This window comes from Bradyrhizobium manausense (assembly GCF_018131105.1).
Lineage (GTDB): Bacteria > Pseudomonadota > Alphaproteobacteria > Rhizobiales > Xanthobacteraceae > Bradyrhizobium > Bradyrhizobium manausense_B.
Genome location: NZ_JAFCJI010000001.1, coordinates 1,183,597 through 1,201,223, shown reverse-complemented (window position 1 = coordinate 1,201,223; position 17,627 = coordinate 1,183,597). Strand labels below are relative to the sequence as shown.

At 64.2% G+C, this 17,627-nt stretch carries 18 protein-coding genes and 1 pseudogene; 11 read left to right on the top strand and 8 right to left on the bottom strand.

All coding sequences use genetic code 11. The features are described 5' to 3' along the window. Nucleotides 1-17: 17 nt before the first annotated feature. The 5 genes from JQ631_RS05415 to JQ631_RS05395 all read left to right on the top strand — a co-directional run bounded on the left by JQ631_RS05415 (nucleotide 18) and on the right by JQ631_RS05395 (nucleotide 5,003). Nucleotides 18-614 carry a redoxin domain-containing protein gene (locus JQ631_RS05415; RefSeq protein WP_212324617.1) on the top strand — a complete coding sequence of 199 codons (597 nt, stop codon included), beginning with the start codon at nucleotides 18-20 and terminating at the stop codon, nucleotides 612-614. A gap of 50 nt (nucleotides 615-664) precedes the next feature. Continuing rightward, nucleotides 665-2,131 (top strand): MocR-like pyridoxine biosynthesis transcription factor PdxR, encoded by a 1,467-nt coding sequence (gene pdxR / locus JQ631_RS05410; RefSeq protein WP_212324616.1) that lies wholly within the window; start codon nucleotides 665-667, stop codon nucleotides 2,129-2,131. A 75-nt stretch (nucleotides 2,132-2,206) separates the two neighbouring features. Further along, the gene (locus JQ631_RS05405) at nucleotides 2,207-2,836 is read left to right on the top strand and encodes an FMN-binding negative transcriptional regulator (RefSeq protein ID WP_212324615.1); all 630 of its coding nucleotides are present in this window, start codon (nucleotides 2,207-2,209) and stop codon (nucleotides 2,834-2,836) included. Between the two features lie 89 nt (nucleotides 2,837-2,925). Further along, nucleotides 2,926-3,753 (top strand): class II glutamine amidotransferase, encoded by an 828-nt coding sequence (locus JQ631_RS05400; protein WP_212324614.1) that lies wholly within the window; start codon nucleotides 2,926-2,928, stop codon nucleotides 3,751-3,753. Between the two features lie 20 nt (nucleotides 3,754-3,773). After that, the gene (locus JQ631_RS05395; RefSeq protein WP_212324612.1) at nucleotides 3,774-5,003 is read left to right on the top strand and encodes a carboxylate-amine ligase; all 1,230 of its coding nucleotides are present in this window, start codon (nucleotides 3,774-3,776) and stop codon (nucleotides 5,001-5,003) included. A 16-nt stretch (nucleotides 5,004-5,019) separates the two neighbouring features. Here JQ631_RS05395 and JQ631_RS05390 read toward each other — a convergent pair whose 3' ends face one another. The 4 genes from JQ631_RS05390 to rpiA all read right to left on the bottom strand — a co-directional run bounded on the left by JQ631_RS05390 (nucleotide 5,020) and on the right by rpiA (nucleotide 8,123). Continuing rightward, the gene (locus tag JQ631_RS05390) at nucleotides 5,020-5,328 is read right to left on the bottom strand and encodes a hypothetical protein (protein ID WP_249160163.1); all 309 of its coding nucleotides are present in this window, start codon (nucleotides 5,326-5,328) and stop codon (nucleotides 5,020-5,022) included. A gap of 121 nt (nucleotides 5,329-5,449) precedes the next feature. Beyond that, entirely contained in the window at nucleotides 5,450-6,838 is a 1,389-nt protein-coding gene (gene gor, locus JQ631_RS05385; protein ID WP_212324610.1) for a glutathione-disulfide reductase, read from the bottom strand. A 47-nt stretch (nucleotides 6,839-6,885) separates the two neighbouring features. Beyond that, entirely contained in the window at nucleotides 6,886-7,407 is a 522-nt protein-coding gene (locus JQ631_RS05380; protein ID WP_212324608.1) for a DUF2059 domain-containing protein, read from the bottom strand. Between the two features lie 2 nt (nucleotides 7,408-7,409). Continuing rightward, nucleotides 7,410-8,123, bottom strand: a complete 714-nt coding sequence (rpiA, locus tag JQ631_RS05375; RefSeq protein WP_212324606.1) for a ribose-5-phosphate isomerase RpiA — start codon at nucleotides 8,121-8,123, stop codon at nucleotides 7,410-7,412. A gap of 166 nt (nucleotides 8,124-8,289) precedes the next feature. Between rpiA and JQ631_RS05370 the strand changes: the two genes are divergently transcribed. From JQ631_RS05370 to JQ631_RS05345, 6 genes are all read left to right on the top strand, one after another. After that, nucleotides 8,290-8,964 (top strand): HAD-IA family hydrolase, encoded by a 675-nt coding sequence (locus tag JQ631_RS05370; protein WP_212324604.1) that lies wholly within the window; start codon nucleotides 8,290-8,292, stop codon nucleotides 8,962-8,964. Between the two features lie 158 nt (nucleotides 8,965-9,122). Beyond that, nucleotides 9,123-9,623: a hypothetical protein gene (locus JQ631_RS05365; RefSeq protein ID WP_212324602.1), complete on the top strand. Its 501-nt coding sequence runs from the start codon at nucleotides 9,123-9,125 to the stop codon at nucleotides 9,621-9,623. A 119-nt stretch (nucleotides 9,624-9,742) separates the two neighbouring features. Continuing rightward, a complete protein-coding gene (moaA, locus tag JQ631_RS05360; protein WP_212324600.1) occupies nucleotides 9,743-10,777 on the top strand; it encodes a GTP 3',8-cyclase MoaA in 1,035 nt (344 codons plus the stop codon). A 294-nt stretch (nucleotides 10,778-11,071) separates the two neighbouring features. After that, nucleotides 11,072-11,611 (top strand): TRAP transporter small permease subunit, encoded by a 540-nt coding sequence (locus tag JQ631_RS05355; RefSeq protein WP_212324599.1) that lies wholly within the window; start codon nucleotides 11,072-11,074, stop codon nucleotides 11,609-11,611. Beyond that, nucleotides 11,608-13,209 (top strand): TRAP transporter large permease, encoded by a 1,602-nt coding sequence (locus tag JQ631_RS05350; protein WP_212324598.1) that lies wholly within the window; start codon nucleotides 11,608-11,610, stop codon nucleotides 13,207-13,209. The genes JQ631_RS05355 and JQ631_RS05350 overlap by 4 nt, the downstream gene beginning before the upstream one ends. A gap of 104 nt (nucleotides 13,210-13,313) precedes the next feature. Next, nucleotides 13,314-14,603 carry a M20/M25/M40 family metallo-hydrolase gene (locus JQ631_RS05345; RefSeq protein WP_212324597.1) on the top strand — a complete coding sequence of 430 codons (1,290 nt, stop codon included), beginning with the start codon at nucleotides 13,314-13,316 and terminating at the stop codon, nucleotides 14,601-14,603. Nucleotides 14,604-14,606: 3 nt separating this feature from the next. On the opposite strand, the gene JQ631_RS05340 is transcribed toward JQ631_RS05345, so the two are convergent. From JQ631_RS05340 to JQ631_RS32660, 4 genes and pseudogenes are all read right to left on the bottom strand, one after another. Then, nucleotides 14,607-15,944, bottom strand: coding sequence for a sensor histidine kinase (locus tag JQ631_RS05340; protein WP_212324596.1), 1,338 nt, complete (start codon nucleotides 15,942-15,944; stop codon nucleotides 14,607-14,609). Nucleotides 15,945-16,002: 58 nt separating this feature from the next. Then, nucleotides 16,003-16,677 carry a response regulator transcription factor gene (locus JQ631_RS05335; protein ID WP_212324595.1) on the bottom strand — a complete coding sequence of 225 codons (675 nt, stop codon included), beginning with the start codon at nucleotides 16,675-16,677 and terminating at the stop codon, nucleotides 16,003-16,005. A 285-nt stretch (nucleotides 16,678-16,962) separates the two neighbouring features. Beyond that, a complete protein-coding gene (locus JQ631_RS32620; RefSeq protein WP_491018474.1) occupies nucleotides 16,963-17,292 on the bottom strand; it encodes an ATP-binding protein in 330 nt (109 codons plus the stop codon). 40 nt (nucleotides 17,293-17,332) lie between these two features. Continuing rightward, nucleotides 17,333-17,539 (bottom strand): annotated as a pseudogene (locus JQ631_RS32660) (histidine kinase dimerization/phosphoacceptor domain -containing protein); the annotation flags it as partial. Nucleotides 17,540-17,627 lie beyond the last annotated feature (88 nt).

Sequence of the window (17,627 nt, the reverse complement as noted above, 5' to 3'; positions counted from 1 at the left end):
ACACATGGGAGGGCTTCATGCGAACTGACATGGTGCCGGGAGCGACCTTCCCGGATTACGAGCTCAGCGACCATACCGGCAAGCATCACAAGCTCTCCGCGCTTCAGGGCGGCGATCCCATGGTGCTTGTGCTCGGGCGCGGTGGGTTCTGTCCGAAGGATCGCCGCCAGGCCGAAGGGTTGCTCCAACTCCATCGCGAAATGGAGGTGGGCTATTGCCGGCTGGTCACCATCACCACCGATACCATCACCCAGACCAACGAATATCGCAGCGGCGTCGGCGCGCACTGGCCCTTCCTTTCCGATCCCCGGCGGATCGTTCAGAAGGATCTCGACATCGCCGAATACACCGACCCCATCCACAATCCGATGATTCCGCATGTCATCGTGCTGGAGCCGTCCTTGCGCATCCACAAGATCTACAATGGCTACTGGTTCTTCGGTCGTCCGACCGTCGAAGAGCTTCGCCAGGATCTCAGGGCGGTCAGCATGACCTGCCGTCCGGATTGGGATATCACCGCGCCCGGCTTCAAGGCGCTCTGGGATCAGGGCCGCAAGGAGCATTTTTATCCCTACGGCAAGGCTTTCGTCGAAACGCTGGGCGAACAGGGCTAGAAACACATTCCTACCTCGGCGGCCCGGACGCATGCCGGCCTGGAATGTGGATGATGCAGAAGAGAACCGATCCCGCCCCCCGCGCCAGCCGCATGGGCGCACGCCAGATCTACGAGGTGCTGCGGGACCAGATCCTATCGCTGGTGTACGGCATTGACGGACTGTTGCCGTCGTCGCGGGCGCTGGCCGATGAGATGGGCGTGGCGCGGTCGACTGTCACCGTTGCCTACGAGCAGCTCGCCGCCGAAGGTTTTATCGAGACGCGCCAAGGTGCCCGGCCGCGCGTCGCACGCGCCGTCGTCGAGCGCGGACGCACGCGCGCGGCATCGCGGCCGTCGATGCGCAAGGTGCGGCTGTCGGCCTTCGGCGAACGGCTGCGGCAGGACCCGCCGCGCTGGACCGAACCGCCGCGCGGGCTCGTCGCCAATTTCCGTTATGGCGAGTTGTCGCCCTCCGACTTCCCGGTGCTGGCCTGGAGGAAGGCCGTGACGTCAGCGATGGCGCGCAAGCCCGAACGGCTGGCTTATGACGATCCCTGCGGCTCGCTGCGGCTGCGAACCGCACTCCAGGGTTATCTGTGGCGATCGCGCAGCGTACGCTGCGAGGTCGACCAGATCGTCGTCGTCAACGGCTCGCAGCAGGGTCTCGATATCTGCGCGCGCCTGCTGCTCGATGCAAGCGACCGCTTCGTGATGGAGGATCCCGGCTACCAGATGGCCCGGCACACTTTTGCGGCGACGGGCGCGACCACGATGCCTGTTGCCGTCGATGCGGAAGGGCTTCAGACCGAGCGGCTCGATGGCATCGCCGCCCGCCTCGCCTATGTGACGCCGTCGCATCAATATCCGCTCGGCGGCGTCATGCCGATCGGACGTCGGCATCAATTGCTGACATGGGCACGCAAGAACGACGCCTACGTGATCGAGGACGATTACGACAGCGAGTATCGCTACGACACCAAGCCGATCCCGCCGCTGCACGCGCTTGAAGGCAGCGACCACGTGATCTATCTCGGCACCGTCTCCAAGACGCTCTCCCCAACCTTGCGGATCGGCTATCTCGTGGTGCCGTCGGCACTGCGCTCCACGTTCGCCGCCGCCAAACAGATCATGGACCGGCATACGCCGCTGATCGAACAGGGAGCGTTGGCCGCGATGCTGGAGAGCGGGGCCTATGACAGCCATGTCAGGCGCGTGCGGCGACGCAACGCCGAGCGACAACAAGCTCTGCTCGACGCCATGCGCCGCCGCTTCGGCGATCGCGTCAGGATCGAGGGCACGGCCGCCGGCCTGCATGTGGTGGCGTGGTTCGACGACCTGCCGCTGAAGAATGAAGATGCGTTGATAAGAGCGGCCCGCGCCAGGGGCGTCGGCATCTATCCCGTCTCTGCGCTGTTCGCCGGCCCGCGCGCTGCCCGGAAGACGGTCGGCCTCGTCATGGGTTATTCGGCGCTGGAGGTCGCGCAGATCGAACGGGGCTGCAAGCTTCTCGCGCAGGCAGCTGCCGAACTGGACTGATGATATTCGACGAAACTGGCAGTTTATGACAGGCCAGATTCCAGCTATCTCCGTATCAAGAACGGAGACACGCCAATGTATATCCCCCCGGCTTTCAAGGACGACGACATCGAGAGCATCCGCGCGACCATTCGCGCTGCGCGGCTCGCGAGCCTCGTCACGGCCACCACGGAAGGACCGGTCGCAACGCCGCTGCCGCTCTTCCTCGACGAGAGCGAAGGCGAGCATGGCGTGCTGTACGGGCATGTCGCAAGAGCCAACCCGCAATGGAAGCTGCCGCCGATCGGCGATGCGCTCGCGATCTTCTCGGGTCCCGACGCCTATGTGACGCCGTCCTGGTACGCGACCAAGCGGGAGACCGAGAAGGTCGTGCCGACCTGGAATTACATCGCTGTTCATGCCTATGGTCCGGTGGAATTCTTTCAGGAGCCGGAGCGCCTGCTCGACGTCGTGACGCGGCTGACCAGCAGGCACGAAGGCGCGCGCGCAAAGCCCTGGGCCGTCAGCGATGCGCCTGCGGACTTTATCGCCGCGCAACTGCGCGGGATCGTCGGCCTGCGCATTCCGGTCGTGCGGTTCGAAGGCAAGCGCAAGATGAGCCAGAACCGGCCCGAGGCCGATCGCATCGGCGTCGCGCGAGGTCTTGCGGCAAGCGAGAACCATGCTGATCGCGAAGTCGCGCCACTGATTCCGCTGCCAACCTGACAGGCACTTCCCGGCACTCACGGCCGGGAACCATCGTCCTGTCGGGCGTGTTGGTGCATCTCAGCACGCAATCCTGACAGGAACGCCGCATGTGCCGCTGGATCGCATACCGGGGCGAGACCACTTCGTTCGAACCTTATGTCACCGAGCCCGAGCATTCGCTGATCGCGCAGAGCATCCGCTCGCTGCAGTCGACGGCGGGATCGAATGGCGACGGCTTTGGTCTCGGCTGGTATGGCGAGCATCCGGAGCCCGGCCTTTATCGCGAGACGCGACCGGCCTGGTCGGATGAAAACTTGCGCTACCTCTGCCGCCATCTGCGCTCGCATCTGTTCTTCGCCCATGTGCGCGCCGCCACCGGCACCGCGGTGACGCGACAGAACTGTCATCCGTTTGCCTGCGGCCAATGGATGTTCATGCATAACGGCTTCGTCGGCAGCTGGAGCCGGCTGCGGCGCAAGGTCGAAGCGCTGATTCCCGACGCCTATTATCCCTCGCGCCTCGGCACGACCGACTCGGAAGCCGTGTTCCTCGCCATGATGGGCGCGGGTCTCGACCGCGATCCGCTTGGCGCAACGCGGGCCGTGCTGCAATCGCTTGTCGGCCTCGTCAACGAAGGCCAGCTTCGCGAGCGGCTGCGCTTCACCAGCGCGATCGCCAACGGCCGCGATCTCTACGCGTTCCGCGTTGCCGTCAACGATGCCGCCAACACGCTCTATTTCCGGGAGGCCGGCGATCAGGTCGTCGTCGTATCCGAGCCGTTCGACAAGGAAACGGACTGGACGGAAGTGCCTGCGAACCACGCCCTGATCGCGCGCGCATCCGAAAGCACAAAAATTGTTCCGTTCAATCTTGCAATTTCCGGTGGATCCGATGCGGAACCGGCCCCTGTCCGGCGGATTGTTGCCCGCAGGTAATACCATCGCCGGGTGGCTCGATGACATTTGCTTTGGACGTCTTGAAACTGCTGCGGCTGGATCCGTCCGACGACAAGCAGCACGTCGTCATCCGCTCGGCCGGCGGACGCGGCAAGGCAGCGGACTATTCCTTCGGCATCGAGGAGGAATATTTCCTCGCCGATCGCCGCACCCTCGAGGTCGCGATCCAGACGCCGGACGAACTGTTCGAATCGGCGAACTGGTCGACCGGCGGCCAGGCCATGCGCGAGATGCTGCAATCCCAGCTCGAGGTCGCGACCAACGTGCATGTCGATGTCAATGACGCACGGGAGGAGCTGAGGTTCCTGCGCCGCGAGGTCGCCAACGTCGCCGCGCAATATGGTTTCGTGATCATGGCCTGCGGCACGCATCCGACCGCGGTCTGGCGCATGTCACAGCCGAGTCCGAAGCCGCGCTACGAGGAGATGATCGAGGACCTGCGCAGCATCGGTCACCGCAACATGATGTGCGGCATGCATGTGCATGTTCAACTGCCGGATCCCGAGAAGCGGATGGCGGTGATGCGGGCGATGCTGCCGCATCTGCCGCTGTTCATCGCGCTCGCAGCGTCCTCGCCGTTCTGGAATTCGCACCAGACGGGGCTGAAGGGCTATCGTCTCGCCGCCTATTCCGAATTGCCGCGCACCGGCCTGCCCGAGCTGTTCGAAAGCAGGCAGGACTACGATGCGTATATCGGCGCCCTCCAGCGCTCCGGCGTGATCCCCGACGAAAGCCACATCTGGTGGGCGATGCGGCCGTCCATGAAGCATCCGACGCTGGAGCTGCGCGCGCCTGATACCTGCACGCTGGTCGAGGACGCCGTCGCGATCGCCTCGCTCTACCGCTGCCTGACACGCCACCTCCATCTGCGGCCCCATCTGTCGAAGCAGGTCACGGTGGTCGAGCGCGCCATTGCAGTCGAGAATAAATGGCGCGCCCAGCGCTACGGCACCGATTGCATCTTTGCATCGAAGGACGGGCCGGTCACGATCTCCGAGATGCTCACCCGAATCATCGACGACACCGCCGAGGACGCGGATGCATTGGGTTGCGCCGCCGAGATCGAGCATTGCCGCACCATCGTGGACCGCGGCAGCTCGGCCGAATTCCAGCTTCGCGCCTATCGTGACAACGGCGACGACATCGCAGCCGTGTCACGATGGATCGCTGCATCGACGATCTCAGGGACGAGCGCGCCGATCGGACGCAGCGTCCAGGCGCCGTCATAGCGCCCGCACATCCGCGTCAAGCCCGCGCCACCAGGCGTGGACGGAACACGGATTCGACGGTCGGGACCGGCGCGGCAGCGAGCTTGCGTGCCGACCGACGCCGCGGGATGAAGAAGCTGTTGACCAGGATCGGCTCGAAATCGCCGAGCGCCGTTCGCTCCTTCACGAGCAGGCTCATGACCGAGCGCATCTTGATGACTTCCTGCGCCACGAAGCTGCAATCCTCATCGCGATTGATCTGCTCATGCATGATCGCCTCGGCTTCGCGCATGCTGACGCGGAGCGCTCTGATCGTCCGGCGAACTTCGTTGATACGGTTGTCCATGGCTGCCTCCATCTCGGTTGCAGCATGAGAACAAAACATGAACAAAATGTCAATCGGAGCGTGGAGGATTTGCGGCGCCGTCACGGCCCCGCCTGCGGGCTTGAACTGTCCTGAGAACGCCCTACTCCGCGGCCTGGCGAACGTGGCGCGCAGTCGGCGTGCGCATCGTCACCAGTTCTTCGGCTGCGGTCGGATGCAGAGCGATGGTCGCGTCGAAATCGGCTTTCGTCGCCTTCATCTTCACGGCAATCGCGACCACTTGCGTCACCTCGGCGGCGCAGTCGCCGACGATGTGGCAGCCGAGCACGCGATCGGTCGAGCCGTCGACCACGAGCTTCATCAGCACGCGGGTGTCGCGACCGGACATCGTCGCCTTGATCGGGCGGAAATTCGTCTTGTAGATGTCGACGTGGCTGAACTGGGCGCGCGCCTCGGTTTCGGTCAGACCGACCGTGCCGACCTCCGGCTGCGAGAACACCGCGGTCGGAATATGCGAATGATCGACCTGCACCTCGCGCTTGCCGAACACGGTGTCGGCGAAGGCATGGCCCTCGCGGATCGCCACCGGCGTCAGGTTGAAACGATGGGTGACGTCGCCGATCGCATAGATGCTGTCGACCGAACTCCTGGAGAAATGGTCGACCGCGATGCCGCCGTTCTTCGGATTGATGGCAACGCCGGCCTTCTCCAGGCCGAGATTGGCGACGGCCGGATGGCGCCCGATCGCGAACATCACCTGGTCGGACGCGATGCTCGACCCGTTCGACAGATGCGTGGTGAATTCCTCGCCGTGGCGATCGACCTTGTTCACCGTGCAGCCGGTGAGGATGGTGATGCCCTGCTTCTCCATCTCGCTGCGGACGTGAGCGCGAACGTCCTCGTCGAAGCCGCGCAGGATGTTGTCGCCGCGGTAGATCACGGTGACGTCGGAGCCGAAGCCGGCGAAGATGCCGGCGAATTCGAGCGCGATATAGCCGCCGCCCTGGATCACGATCCGCTTCGGCAGCTTCTTCAGATGGAACGCCTCGTTCGAGGAGATCACATGCTCGATGCCGGGAATCGCCGCGCCGTGATTGGGCGCGCCGCCGGTGGCGATGAGGATGTATTTCGCCGTGATCTTCTTGTCGTCCGCGAGCAGGCGGACGGTGTGCTTGTCCTCGATCACCGCGCGGCTCTTGACGACCTGCGCGCCTGATTTCTCGACATTCGTCGTGTAGGCCGCCTCCAGCCGCGCGATCTCCTTGTCCTTGTTGGCGATCAGGGTCGGCCAGTCGAAGGTCGCGGGCGGAACGGTCCAGCCGAAGCCGGCGGCGTCCTCGAGTTCGTGGCGGAAATGCGAGCCGATCACGAACAGCTTCTTCGGGACGCAGCCGCGGATCACGCAGGTGCCGCCCATGCGGTACTCCTCCGCGATCATCACGCGGGCGCCGTAGCCCGCCGCAATGCGGGCGGCACGAACGCCGCCCGAGCCGCCACCGATGACAAAGAGGTCGACGTCGAATTCAGCCATTGTCCACTCCGACCTCTTTCAAGGATTACCCGGACAGATAGGTACTGTCAGATTTCCTTGCCACGCTTCTTCATCTCGGCGCGGAACGCACTCGCGACGACCTCGGAGAAATTCCGCGCCCAGTCGTTCATGACCTGCATGCTGAGGCTGATAGCCTTGGGTTCGTTGGTGAGCAGCTTCTGGCCGAGCGGCGACTTGTAGAACGTAACGAGATCCTTCAACTCCTGCTCGGTGAACTCGCCGGCATACACTCCCACCATGCCCTCACCGATCTCCGACTCACGGCCGGCCAGCTGTTTGGCGATGACAGGGGCGAGCTCGTTGAGATCCTTCTGGTAGTTGAGGTTCTGCCCGATCAGCGTGGTCTTGACCTTCTCCACCATGCCGGGCACGGCGCCAGCGTACATCGCGCTGGCATTCTTCAGCTGTAAAATCTCCTTTGCCGCGGCGATCGCCCCCGGGGTCGGTGCTGCCGGGGCCGCCTTCTGCTGTGCGGCCACAGGCGCTATTCCCAGTGCCATCACGAAGGCGAGGCACACGGCGGGCACGATCTTCAAGACGCTCTTCATTCCTAGTCTCCTTTCGGCTTACGCCGTTCAATCACGCGAATTCCCTTGCCACCCGCCAAGACCGCCGAGCTGGCCAAGCCGATGAACAGCCCGTGCTCGACCACGCCGGGGATCGCACTTAACGCCTTGGCGAGGCTCCCCGGATCAGCAATACGTCCCAGCTGGGCATCGACGATCCAGTGGCCGCCATCGGTAACGAAAACGTGGCCGTCTTTGGCCTTGCGGACTGCCATTTGCCCGGAAACGCCGCATTCCGCAAATGCCTTCTCGATGGCACGGCGGGTCGCCCCGAGTCCGAACGGGATCACCTCGACCGGCAGCGGAAAGCGACCGAGCGTCGGCACCCATTTGGTGTCGTCGGCAATAACGATCATGCGATCCGAGGCGGCCGCCACGATCTTCTCGCGCAGCAACGCGCCGCCGCCGCCCTTGATCAGGTTGAGCTCCGGATCGATCTCGTCGGCACCGTCGACGGTGATGTCGAGATGGTCGATCTCGTCGAGCGTGGTCAGCGGCACGCCGCAGCGCTCCGCATCGGCGCGTGTGGTTTCGGAGGTCGGCACGCCGATGACCTTGAGCCCGGCGGCGACGCGCTCGCCAAGCAGCTCGACGAAATGCTTGGCGGTCGAGCCGGTCCCGAGGCCGAGCTGCATGCCGTCGCGCACCTCTTCGAGGGCGCGCGCCGCAGCCTGCCGCTTCAACTGGTCCATGTTCACGTTCGCGCCCGCCTCAAAAAGCCAGGAGTGCCGCCGGTGGTTTCGCTTGCGGCGGCCTATGTAGCCTCGATTTTCTCCCGAGAACAGGGTCCGGGAGCCTCTCTATAAGGTGATCTTATGGGCCCGCCCCTTGCGCCGGCCCGGCCGGACCGATAGCGCTTTTGGCATGACCTCCCCCTATACCCTCGTCTTCGATCTCGACGGCACGCTTGTGGATACGGCGCCCGACCTGATCACCGCGCTGAATTACGTGCTCGACCGCGAAGGCCTGCCGCCGGTTCCGATGGCTGCCGCCCGCAACATGATCGGTGCGGGCGCCCGCAAGCTGCTCGAGCGGGGTCTGGAGGCCGAGGGCCGTACGGTCACCCCTGCCGAGATGGACCGGATGACGGCGGATTTCATCGCCTATTACGCCGACCATATCTCGGTGGAATCCCGTCCCTTCGAGGGGCTGCTGGAGGCGCTCGATTTGCTGGCGGCGCAGGGCCATCGCCTGGCGGTCTGCACCAACAAGCTCGAATGGCTCTCGAAGCGGCTGTTGGACCAGCTCGACCTGACCAAGCGGTTCGCCGCGATCTGCGGCGCTGACACCTTCGGGGTCCCGAAGCCCGATCCGACCATCTTCCGCGAGACGGTGGCCCGGGCCGGCGGCGACGTCAAAGCCAGCATCATGGTCGGCGATGCCGGAACCGACGTCGGCGTGGCCCGGCGCGCCGGGGTCCCCGTGATCGGGGTCAGCTTCGGCTATACGGACGTGCCGATCGCCGATCTGAAGCCGGACCGGCTGATCCATCACATGCGCGACCTGCCGGCCGCCGCCCACAGCCTGATGTCAGCCTAGGCTTCACGCAAGGTCCTGAGATAGCTCGGCTATTGCCGCGGAACCCTGCGTTAACCATCTATTAACTATGCGCGACCCGCCGGTTGCTTGCCCGGAACGACGCTCCTATGGTCCGCGCGGGGTCATGTGGCGGTTCGTCGCAGTAGAAGTGGATGGTCATGCGTCGTGTCATCGCGATTGCGTTAACGGGGGCGAGCCTCCTGGGAGCAACAAGCCTTGGTGGCTGCTCCTCGATGTCCTGGGACATGTTCAAATCGGCGCCGCCGACCGTTCAGGTCCGGCTCGAATCCAACCCCCAGGGGGCTGACGCGACGACCTCGCTGGGTGGCGGCTGCAAGACCCCCTGCTCCGTGTCGGTTCCCGCCCCGGACGCCCCGTTCACGGTCTCATACACGCTTCCCAAGTACCAGCCGACCACCGTGCCGGTGAATGTGATCAAGAATCCCGGCGATTTCACCACGCCGGCCTCAGTGACCACCGATCCGACTCCGGTGTTCGCGGAGCTTGCGCCGGCGGTGCCGCCGAAGCCCGTGAAGAAGAAGCCGCACCGGCCGAAGAAGCCGAAACCCGCCGCAGCCGCGCCCGCCGCGGCGCCGGCCGATGCTGCACCGCCCGCAGGCGGTTCGCCGTTCCCCGATCCGAACGCGGGCAAGCGTTAAACTACGTATACCACCCGATTGTCTGAGCCGCGTCCGGTGCTTAGATTGCTTCCAAGCACCGCTGAAGCAATGGTGCGCGCGTCGCCGTAAGTGACAAGGCATTTGGCAAGGCATTTGGTATGAACGGATTGACTGCGAGTCCCCCCGCCGCGTTGTCGAGCGCCATGACCGATCCGTTCGGGCGGACCATCTCGTATTTGCGCGTCTCCGTCACCGATCGCTGCGACCTGCGCTGCTTCTATTGCATGTCGGAAGACATGACGTTCCTGCCCAAGGCCGACCTGCTGACGCTCGAGGAACTCGACCGGCTCTGCTCGGCCTTCATCGCCAAGGGCGTGAAGAAGCTGCGGCTCACCGGCGGCGAGCCGCTGGTCCGGCGCAACGTGATGTCGCTGGTGCGCTCGTTGTCGCGACACCTTAAGAGCGGCGCGCTGAACGAGCTGACGCTGACCACCAACGGCACGCAACTCGCAAAGCATGCCAGGGAGCTCGCCGATTGCGGCGTCCGCCGCATCAACGTTTCACTCGACACGCTCGATCCCAAGAAGTTTCGCGAGATCACGCGCTGGGGCGAGATCGACAAGGTGCTGGAGGGCATCGAGGCCGCGCGCGCCGCAGGACTCGCCGTGAAGATCAACGCGGTGGCGCTGAAGAACCTCAACGAGGACGAACTCCCCGACCTCCTGCGCTGGGCTCATGGCAAGAACATGGGTCTCACCCTGATCGAGGTGATGCCGATGGGCGAGATCGGCGCGGGCCGCATCGACCAGTATCTGCCGCTGTCCTTGGTGCGCGCGCGACTCGCCCAGCAATTCACGCTGACGGACCTCGCCGAGAGCACCGGCGGGCCGGCGCGCTATGTCAGCGTCGCCGAGACCAACGGCAAGCTCGGCTTCATCACGCCGATGACCCACAATTTCTGCGAATCCTGCAACCGGGTCCGCATCACCTGCACCGGCACGCTGCACACCTGCCTCGGCCACGAGGACGCGTCCGATTTGCGCAGGCCTCTGCGTGCATCCGGCGACGACGTGCTGCTCGCGGATGCGATCGACCGCGCCATCGGGCTGAAGCCCAAGGGCCACGATTTCATCATCGACCGCCGTCACAACCGGCCGAGCGTCTCAAGGCATATGAGCGTTACCGGCGGTTGAGGATTCGTCGCCGACGGTTGCGTTAAGCTTTTGACGCGCCGTCAATTTGCCCATTTTCCGATTGACGGCGCACAAGCCCGCTGGTTTGGTGCGATCGCCTTTGCTTGCCCGGCAACAATAAGCCGGCCCGCCCCTTTGGCGGTCGCGGTCAAGACGGCAAGGCACGAGGGGAGGACTGACGCCGCAATCGCTCCGGACCGAGATCCGTGCGGTCGCGTGCTTTTCGCACGCCGGCCGGGCGTTGCGCGCTGAAGTCTCCCATGAAGAGTTAGGCCGCGACGGAGAGAAAGTAAGATGCGTCCATTGCTGGCGGTGAGCAACGCCATCGACGCCCTCAATGAGAAGATTGGGTACGTCTGCAACCTGCTCGTGCTTCTCGCCTGCCTGGTCAGCGCGGCCAACGCCATGATCCGCTACGCCTTCAGCTACTCGTCGAACGGGTGGCTGGAGATGCAATGGTACATGTTCGCGATCCTGGTGATGTTCGGATCCTCCTATACCTTCAAGCGCAACGAGCATGTCCGGGTCGAGATCTTCTACCTGACCCTGTCCGAGCGCGGCCAGCTCTGGCTCGACATGATCGGCACGCTGTTCTTCCTGATCCCCTCCTGCCTCCTGCTCGCCTATTTGTCATGGCCGTTCTTCATGCAGGCCTATGACGTCGGCGAGATGTCGGGCAACGCCGGCGGCCTGATCCGCTGGCCCATCAAGTTCGTGATCCCCGCCGGCTTCGTGATGCTGGCGCTCCAGGGCATTTCCGAAGTCATCAAGCGTATCGCGGCTCTCCAGGGCTATGTGACGATCGACGCCAAGTACGAGAGGCCGACCCAATGATTACGCTGGAGATGATGCCGCCGTTGATGTTCGGCGGCCTGGTTCTGGCGATGCTGATCGGCTTCCCCGTCGCGTTCACGCTCGCGGCGGTCGGCCTCTCCTTCGGCTTCCTCTCGATCTATCTCGGCTTCTTCGACCTCAACTTCCTGCAGGCGATTCCCGGCCGCGTGTTCGGCAGCGTGCTCTCCAACGAGCTCCTGCTCGCGATCCCCTTCTTCACCTTCATGGGCGCGATACTGGAGAGATGTGGACTGGCGGAGGACATGCTGGATTCGATGGGCCAGTTGTTCGGCCCGGTCCGCGGCGGTCTCGGCTATTCCGTCATCATCGTCGGCTTCATCCTCGGCGCCATCACCGGCACGGTGGCGGCCCAGGTCATCGCCATGGCGCTGATCTCGATGCCGGTGATGATCCGCTACGGCTACAACATGCGTTACATCACCGGCGTGCTGGCTGCCTCCGGCACCATCACGCAGCTGGTGCCGCCCTCGCTGGTGCTGATCGTGCTCGCCGACCAGCTCGGCAAGTCGGTCGGCGACATGTATCTCGGCGCCTGGGGCCCCTCGGTGTTCCAGATCGTCCTGTTCGCCGGCTACACCTTCGTGCTCGGCCTGATCAAGCCCGACCACGTGCCGCCTGTGCCGAAGGAAGCGCGCACGCTGACCGGCTGGGCGTTGTGGAAGAAGTGCCTGATGGGCATCATCCCCTCGGCCGTGCTGATCTTCGTGGTGCTCGGCACCATGATGATGGGCCTTGCGACCCCGACGGAAGCCGGTGCCATGGGCGCGGTCGGCGCCATCGTGCTCGCCGCGATCCACCACAAGGACTTCACCTCGACCGACCGCAAGATCCTGATCGTCGGCGTGATCGCCGCGGGCATCGGCACCATCGTCGCGATGCTGTTCACCGAGAACCTGGTCTTCAAGCTCGCCTTCGCCGTGACCTACCTCGCCGTGGCCTGGATCGGCATCTCGGCCGCACGCATCCCGGACCTGCGCGACCTCATCAAGCAGGGCTACGAATCCACCATGCGCCTCACCTGCATGGTCACCTTCATCCTGATCGGATCGACCTGCTTCTCGGTGGTGTTCCTCGGCGTCTCCGGCGGCGTCTGGCTCGAGCATCTCCTGACCTCGCTGCCGGGCGGCGTCTGGGGCTTCCTGATCTTCATCAACCTCTTCATCTTCTTCCTGGCGTTCTTCCTCGACTTCTTCGAGATCGCGTTCATCATCCTGCCGATGATCGCACCGATCGCACAGAAGGTGCTCGGACCCGTCGTCGGCGACGGTCCGGCGCTGATCTGGTTCGGCGTCATGCTCTGCGTCAACATGCAGACGTCGTTCCTGCATCCGCCGTTCGGCTTCGCGCTGTTCTATCTGCGCGGCGTGGCGCCGAAGGAAGTGAAGAGCTCGGACATCTATTGGGGCGCAATGCCCTGGATCGGTCTCCAGATGATCATGGTGCTGATCGTGATCGCGTTCCCGATCACGGTGACGGGCCTGCTGGACAAGCCGCTCAACGTCGATCTCGACAAGGTCAAGATCGAGGTGCCGCAGATCGACCTGCCTCCGCTGGATCTGGGGCCACCGCAGAAGTAGCAGCGACCTTCTTCCCTTCTCCCCCTGTGGGAGAAGGTGAAGAGCGTGACACGCGCGGCAAAGGCAGGCATACCGGACGTTCCTCAAAGTGTGGAACGCCGCGCATGTCCCGATCGCTCCCTGCTCCCCCGTTCGCCGGTTCGTTGATCGTCTCGCTGTGGCTCGCCTGTGCCGCATCCATGGCGCATGCCGAGCCGGTGGCAGACGTCCAGACGCTGGCGCAGAAGGAGCAGCAGCCGCTGCTCGACACGCTGCGCGACCTCGTCAGCATCGAAACCGGCAGCAGGGACGTCGAGGGCCTGAACGTGATCGCAGGACGCGTCGCCGATCAGCTCAAGCAGCTCGGCGGCACGGTGGAGATCCTGCAACCCACCGACATCTATCGGCTCGACGACACCCCGGACAAGATCGGCCCGGCCGTGCACGCCGTCTTCAAGGGCACCGGCACCAGGAAGATCATGCTGATCGCTCACATGGACACGGTCTATCTGAAGGGCATGCTGAAGGACCAGCCGTTCCACATCGATGGCGACAAGGCTTACGGCCTCGGCATTGCCGACGACAAGCAGGGCGTCGCGCTCATTCTCCACACCGTGGCGATGCTTCAGAAATTGAACTTCAAGGAGTACGGCACGCTCACGGTGCTCACCAATGGCGATGAGGAGATTTCCTCGCCCGGCTGGCGCAGCACCATCACCAAGTTCGCCGCCGACCAGGACGCGGTGTTCTCGTTCGAAGGCGGCGGCGCGGACGGCACGCTGCGGCTCGCCACCAGTGGCATCGGCTCGGCCTATCTCACGGTCACGGGCAAGTCCTCGCATGCCGGCGCGCGACCCGAGGGCGGCATCAATGCGCTCTATGAGCTCTCGCATCAGGTGCTTCAGATGAAGGATTTATCCAAGCCCGAGCAGGGCCTGAAGCTGAACTGGACCGTGTCCAAGGCCGGCACCAACCGCAACGTGATCCCGGCCGAAGCCACGGCGCAGGCCGATGCGCGTGCGCTGAAGGTGTCGGATTTCGACGAGCTGGAGAAGGCGCTTCAAGAGAAGATCAAAAATCGGCTGCTGCCGGATTCCAAGGTCGCGCTGAAATTCGAGGTGCGCCGTCCGCCGCTGGAAGCCACCGACGCCTCGCGCCGCGTCGCCGCCTACGGCAAGACGATCTACGAGGAGATCGGACTGCCGCTGAAGGTCGACGAGAAGGCAACCGGTGGCGGCACTGACGCCGCCTTTGCCGCGCTCAAGACCAGGGGCGCTGTGGTCGAGGGCATGGGTTTGTCCGGCTTCGGCGCGCATTCCAACGACGCCGAATATGTGAAGCTCGACACCATCGTGCCGCGTCTCTACCTGACCACGCGCATGATCATGGATCTGTCGACCGGCAAGCTGAAATAGCGGTCAGCTTGAACCAAGGGTGGGGGCTCCCGCCTCCGCCAGCCTGAACCGCAGCGTGAACTCGGCGCCGCCGCCGGGGAGATTGTCCACCGCGACCGTCGCATCATGATCGTCGGCAACGCCGCGCACGATCGAAAGGCCCAGGCCCGCGCCGTCGCTGCGCTGGCGATCCCTGCGCCAGAAACGCTGGAAGATCAGCTCGCGCTCGGCCTCGGTGACTCCAGGGCCGCAATCGCGCACCCGCACCGAACCGTCGTCGCTGACCTCGACGTCGACAGAGGTCTCCTTCGCGGTGAACTTGATGGCGTTTTCGGCGAGATTGAAGACGGCGCGCTGGAGCATCTCGGAATTGCCGTGGATCATCACCGGGGCGTCGGCGCCCCTCAGCGCGATGTCCTTGTGCTGCGCGATCGCGTACGGCGCGATCGCGCCGACCACCTCGGCGCAGACGGCGCGCAAGTCCGCGGTCTCGCCGGGATCGAGCACCAGCGTGTCGAGCTCGGCGATCTCCAGGAGCTGGGCGACGATCCGGCTCATGCTTTCGATGTCGTCATGCAGCGCCTGCCTGGCCGCACTGTTGCCGAGCGTGTCGACCCGCGTGCGCAGGATCGCAAGCGGCGTGCGCAGCTGATGGGCGGCGTCGGCGGTGAATTGGCGTTGCACGCGAAAGCCGTCCTCGAGGCGATCGAGCGCCTGGTTGACGGCGGTGACGAGCGGAATGATCTCACGCGGAATCTGCTCGGTCGGCAGGCGAATGTCGGTGCGCGACGGGCCGATATTGCTCGCCTCCTCCGACGCTTTCCACAGCGGCGCGACGGCGCGGCGGAAGATGATGATGTCGGTGGCGAGCAGGATCAGGAGAATGGGAATGGTGATCCAGCCGACGCGGCGGAAGAAGTTGGCCACGATGTCATCGGTGATGACGTCGCGATGCGACAGATCTTCCGCCACCTGAATGCGAACGGTGGTGTCGCCGATCGTCTGGGTCACCTCGGCGCCGGAACTCGAGTCCGAGTCAAAGCCCCCCGTCTTCCTGTGCGACGAGAACAGCAGACGGCCGCCGGCGTCGCGAATGTCGTACTGGTAGCGGCCATATGCTTCCGAATAGAGACCGCGAAGACTATCCGGCAGATTGAACGTCAACCTGCCGTCGGGCTGGAGGACGATCCGTTCGGCCAGCGTCTCGGCCTGGGCGCGCATCGCAGCCCGATGCAGCTGGTCGATCTCGGAGTTCAACAGCCAGAACAAGACCAGCGGCAGAAAGATCGCAACCACGGCGACCGCGATGATGTGCAGGAACACGATGCGCGAGATCAGCGATTTGAACGACGGCCGCCGCATTCCGGATCCAGTCTCCGGTCCAGTCCTGGATCCGTTCCTGGATCCGGCGCGGCCCATGCTATTTCTCCTCGGCCATCATGTAGCCAACGCCCCGGATGGTGTGGATCACGACCTTGGCGCCATGTTCGGCGAGCTGCTTGCGCAGCCGGGAGACGTACACCTCGACCGCGTTGGAGGCGACCTCGCCTTCGAGCCCGAAGATATGATCCTCGACGTTCTTCTTCGGCACCACCCGCCCCTGCCGGCGCAGCAGGATCTCCAGTACCGAGGTCTCGCGCGACGAGATGATGCGCGGCTTGTCGTCGACGAAGATCTGGCGGCTCTCGGTGTCGTAGACGAGATTGGCAAGCCGCAGCGAGCGGCCGAGCAGCTGGCCGGGACGGCGCAGGATCGCCTCCAGCCGCGCCACCAGCTCCTCCATTGCGAACGGCTTGGCGAGGTAGTCGTCGGCGCCGCTGCGCAGGCCGTTGACGCGGTCCTGCACGCCGCCGCGCGCGGTCAGCACCAGCACCGGCAGCGGCTCCATCTGCCGCCGCAACTCACGCAGCACCGACAGGCCGTCGCCGTCGGGCAGGCCGAGGTCGAGGATCATCGCGGCATAGCTGACATTGTGCACCGCCTCGCGCGCCTCCCCGGCGCTGCCGACGATGTCGCTCTCGTAGCCGGCCGCCGCCAGCCCGTTGGCCACGAGCCGCGACAGCTCGGCATTGTCCTCGACGATCAGAAGGCGCATCGCATTCCCGGCATCACCGCGCGGCTCTTGCCGCACCCCTGCTCTCTTCCACCATTCGGGGCTCCTCGGCCAGCGAAAAGGAGCCCCACTCATCACCTTCTGTCAGGTTCGTGTAAGCAGCGGCTCCGCTTCACGGTATTGAAAGTGCACCTCGGGGAAGACGATTTCGATGCCATGATCCGGGTCGGCACGATCCGGCAGCCAGGTCACGGTCTCTGCTACGGACTTCGACCGGTGTGTTGTGAACGCACCATGCTTGGCTTTCCCTCGTGTGTCCTGGAGTCATCAGGACACGGTCGTTCCCGGCGCGCGGAGACGGACGCGTAGCCCGGGCTGGAGTTCTTCATAGAGTAACGTTCCCCCCAACTGTTGAGTCAGAAGCATGACGATCTTCGAACCGAGGCCGGATTCTCCCTTCCGGCCCCCGCCGTTTTGACCAATACCGTTATCCGAAACGGATATTTCGATTTGGTCCACAACTGAAAGAGAGATCGCCACATGCCCCGGCCGACCATCGGGGAAAGCATACTTCAGACAGTTCGTGACGAGCTCGTTGACGATAATCCCTCGCCAGCGCCTGGTTGTTCGGCAACACAACGTCCTCGCAACTGACATCGAACGCGATCGGGCCTGACGGAGCGAGCGATTGGAATATCTTCTCGACGACATCGGTCAGGAAGTATCGCATGCTGACCAGCCGCAGATCGTCGTGGACCTCGAGATGATCATAAACTTCCGAGGTCACCTGGATTCGTTGAGCAGTGTCCTGCAACGCGGTCGCAACGATCGGCTCTGCATTCTTGGCCTGCAGGCGGATCATGGCGCTCAGCAATGCAAGATTGTTCTTCGTGCGATGCGCCATTTCCTGAAGCAGCAATGCTTTCGCACGGTCGGCCAGCATGACCCTCTTCATCTCTGAGCGCAGAAACTCCGCTACCGCTGCCGTACCG

What these genes read in the sequence shown, in the direction of transcription:
- JQ631_RS05395 (WP_212324612.1), top strand. Translation starts at nt 3,774, where the DNA reads ATGACATTTGCTTTGGACGTCTTGAAACTGCTGCGGCTGGATCCGTCC.
- pdxR (WP_212324616.1), top strand. Translation starts at nt 665, where the DNA reads ATGATGCAGAAGAGAACCGATCCCGCCCCCCGCGCCAGCCGCATGGGC.
- JQ631_RS05350 (WP_212324598.1), top strand. Translation starts at nt 11,608, where the DNA reads ATGATTACGCTGGAGATGATGCCGCCGTTGATGTTCGGCGGCCTGGTT.
- JQ631_RS05335 (WP_212324595.1), bottom strand. Translation starts at nt 16,677, where the DNA reads ATGCGCCTTCTGATCGTCGAGGACAATGCCGAGCTGTCGCGGCTCGTG.
- JQ631_RS05380 (WP_212324608.1), bottom strand. Translation starts at nt 7,407, where the DNA reads ATGAAGAGCGTCTTGAAGATCGTGCCCGCCGTGTGCCTCGCCTTCGTG.
- JQ631_RS05365 (WP_212324602.1), top strand. Translation starts at nt 9,123, where the DNA reads ATGCGTCGTGTCATCGCGATTGCGTTAACGGGGGCGAGCCTCCTGGGA.
- JQ631_RS32620 (WP_491018474.1), bottom strand. Translation starts at nt 17,292, where the DNA reads ATGTCAGTTGCGAGGACGTTGTGTTGCCGAACAACCAGGCGCTGGCGA.
- JQ631_RS05415 (WP_212324617.1), top strand. Translation starts at nt 18, where the DNA reads ATGCGAACTGACATGGTGCCGGGAGCGACCTTCCCGGATTACGAGCTC.
- gor (WP_212324610.1), bottom strand. Translation starts at nt 6,838, where the DNA reads ATGGCTGAATTCGACGTCGACCTCTTTGTCATCGGTGGCGGCTCGGGC.
- JQ631_RS05345 (WP_212324597.1), top strand. Translation starts at nt 13,314, where the DNA reads ATGTCCCGATCGCTCCCTGCTCCCCCGTTCGCCGGTTCGTTGATCGTC.
- JQ631_RS05400 (WP_212324614.1), top strand. Translation starts at nt 2,926, where the DNA reads ATGTGCCGCTGGATCGCATACCGGGGCGAGACCACTTCGTTCGAACCT.
- JQ631_RS05340 (WP_212324596.1), bottom strand. Translation starts at nt 15,944, where the DNA reads ATGCGGCGGCCGTCGTTCAAATCGCTGATCTCGCGCATCGTGTTCCTG.
- JQ631_RS05355 (WP_212324599.1), top strand. Translation starts at nt 11,072, where the DNA reads ATGCGTCCATTGCTGGCGGTGAGCAACGCCATCGACGCCCTCAATGAG.
- JQ631_RS05405 (WP_212324615.1), top strand. Translation starts at nt 2,207, where the DNA reads ATGTATATCCCCCCGGCTTTCAAGGACGACGACATCGAGAGCATCCGC.
- moaA (WP_212324600.1), top strand. Translation starts at nt 9,743, where the DNA reads ATGAACGGATTGACTGCGAGTCCCCCCGCCGCGTTGTCGAGCGCCATG.
- JQ631_RS05390 (WP_249160163.1), bottom strand. Translation starts at nt 5,328, where the DNA reads ATGGACAACCGTATCAACGAAGTTCGCCGGACGATCAGAGCGCTCCGC.
- JQ631_RS05370 (WP_212324604.1), top strand. Translation starts at nt 8,290, where the DNA reads ATGACCTCCCCCTATACCCTCGTCTTCGATCTCGACGGCACGCTTGTG.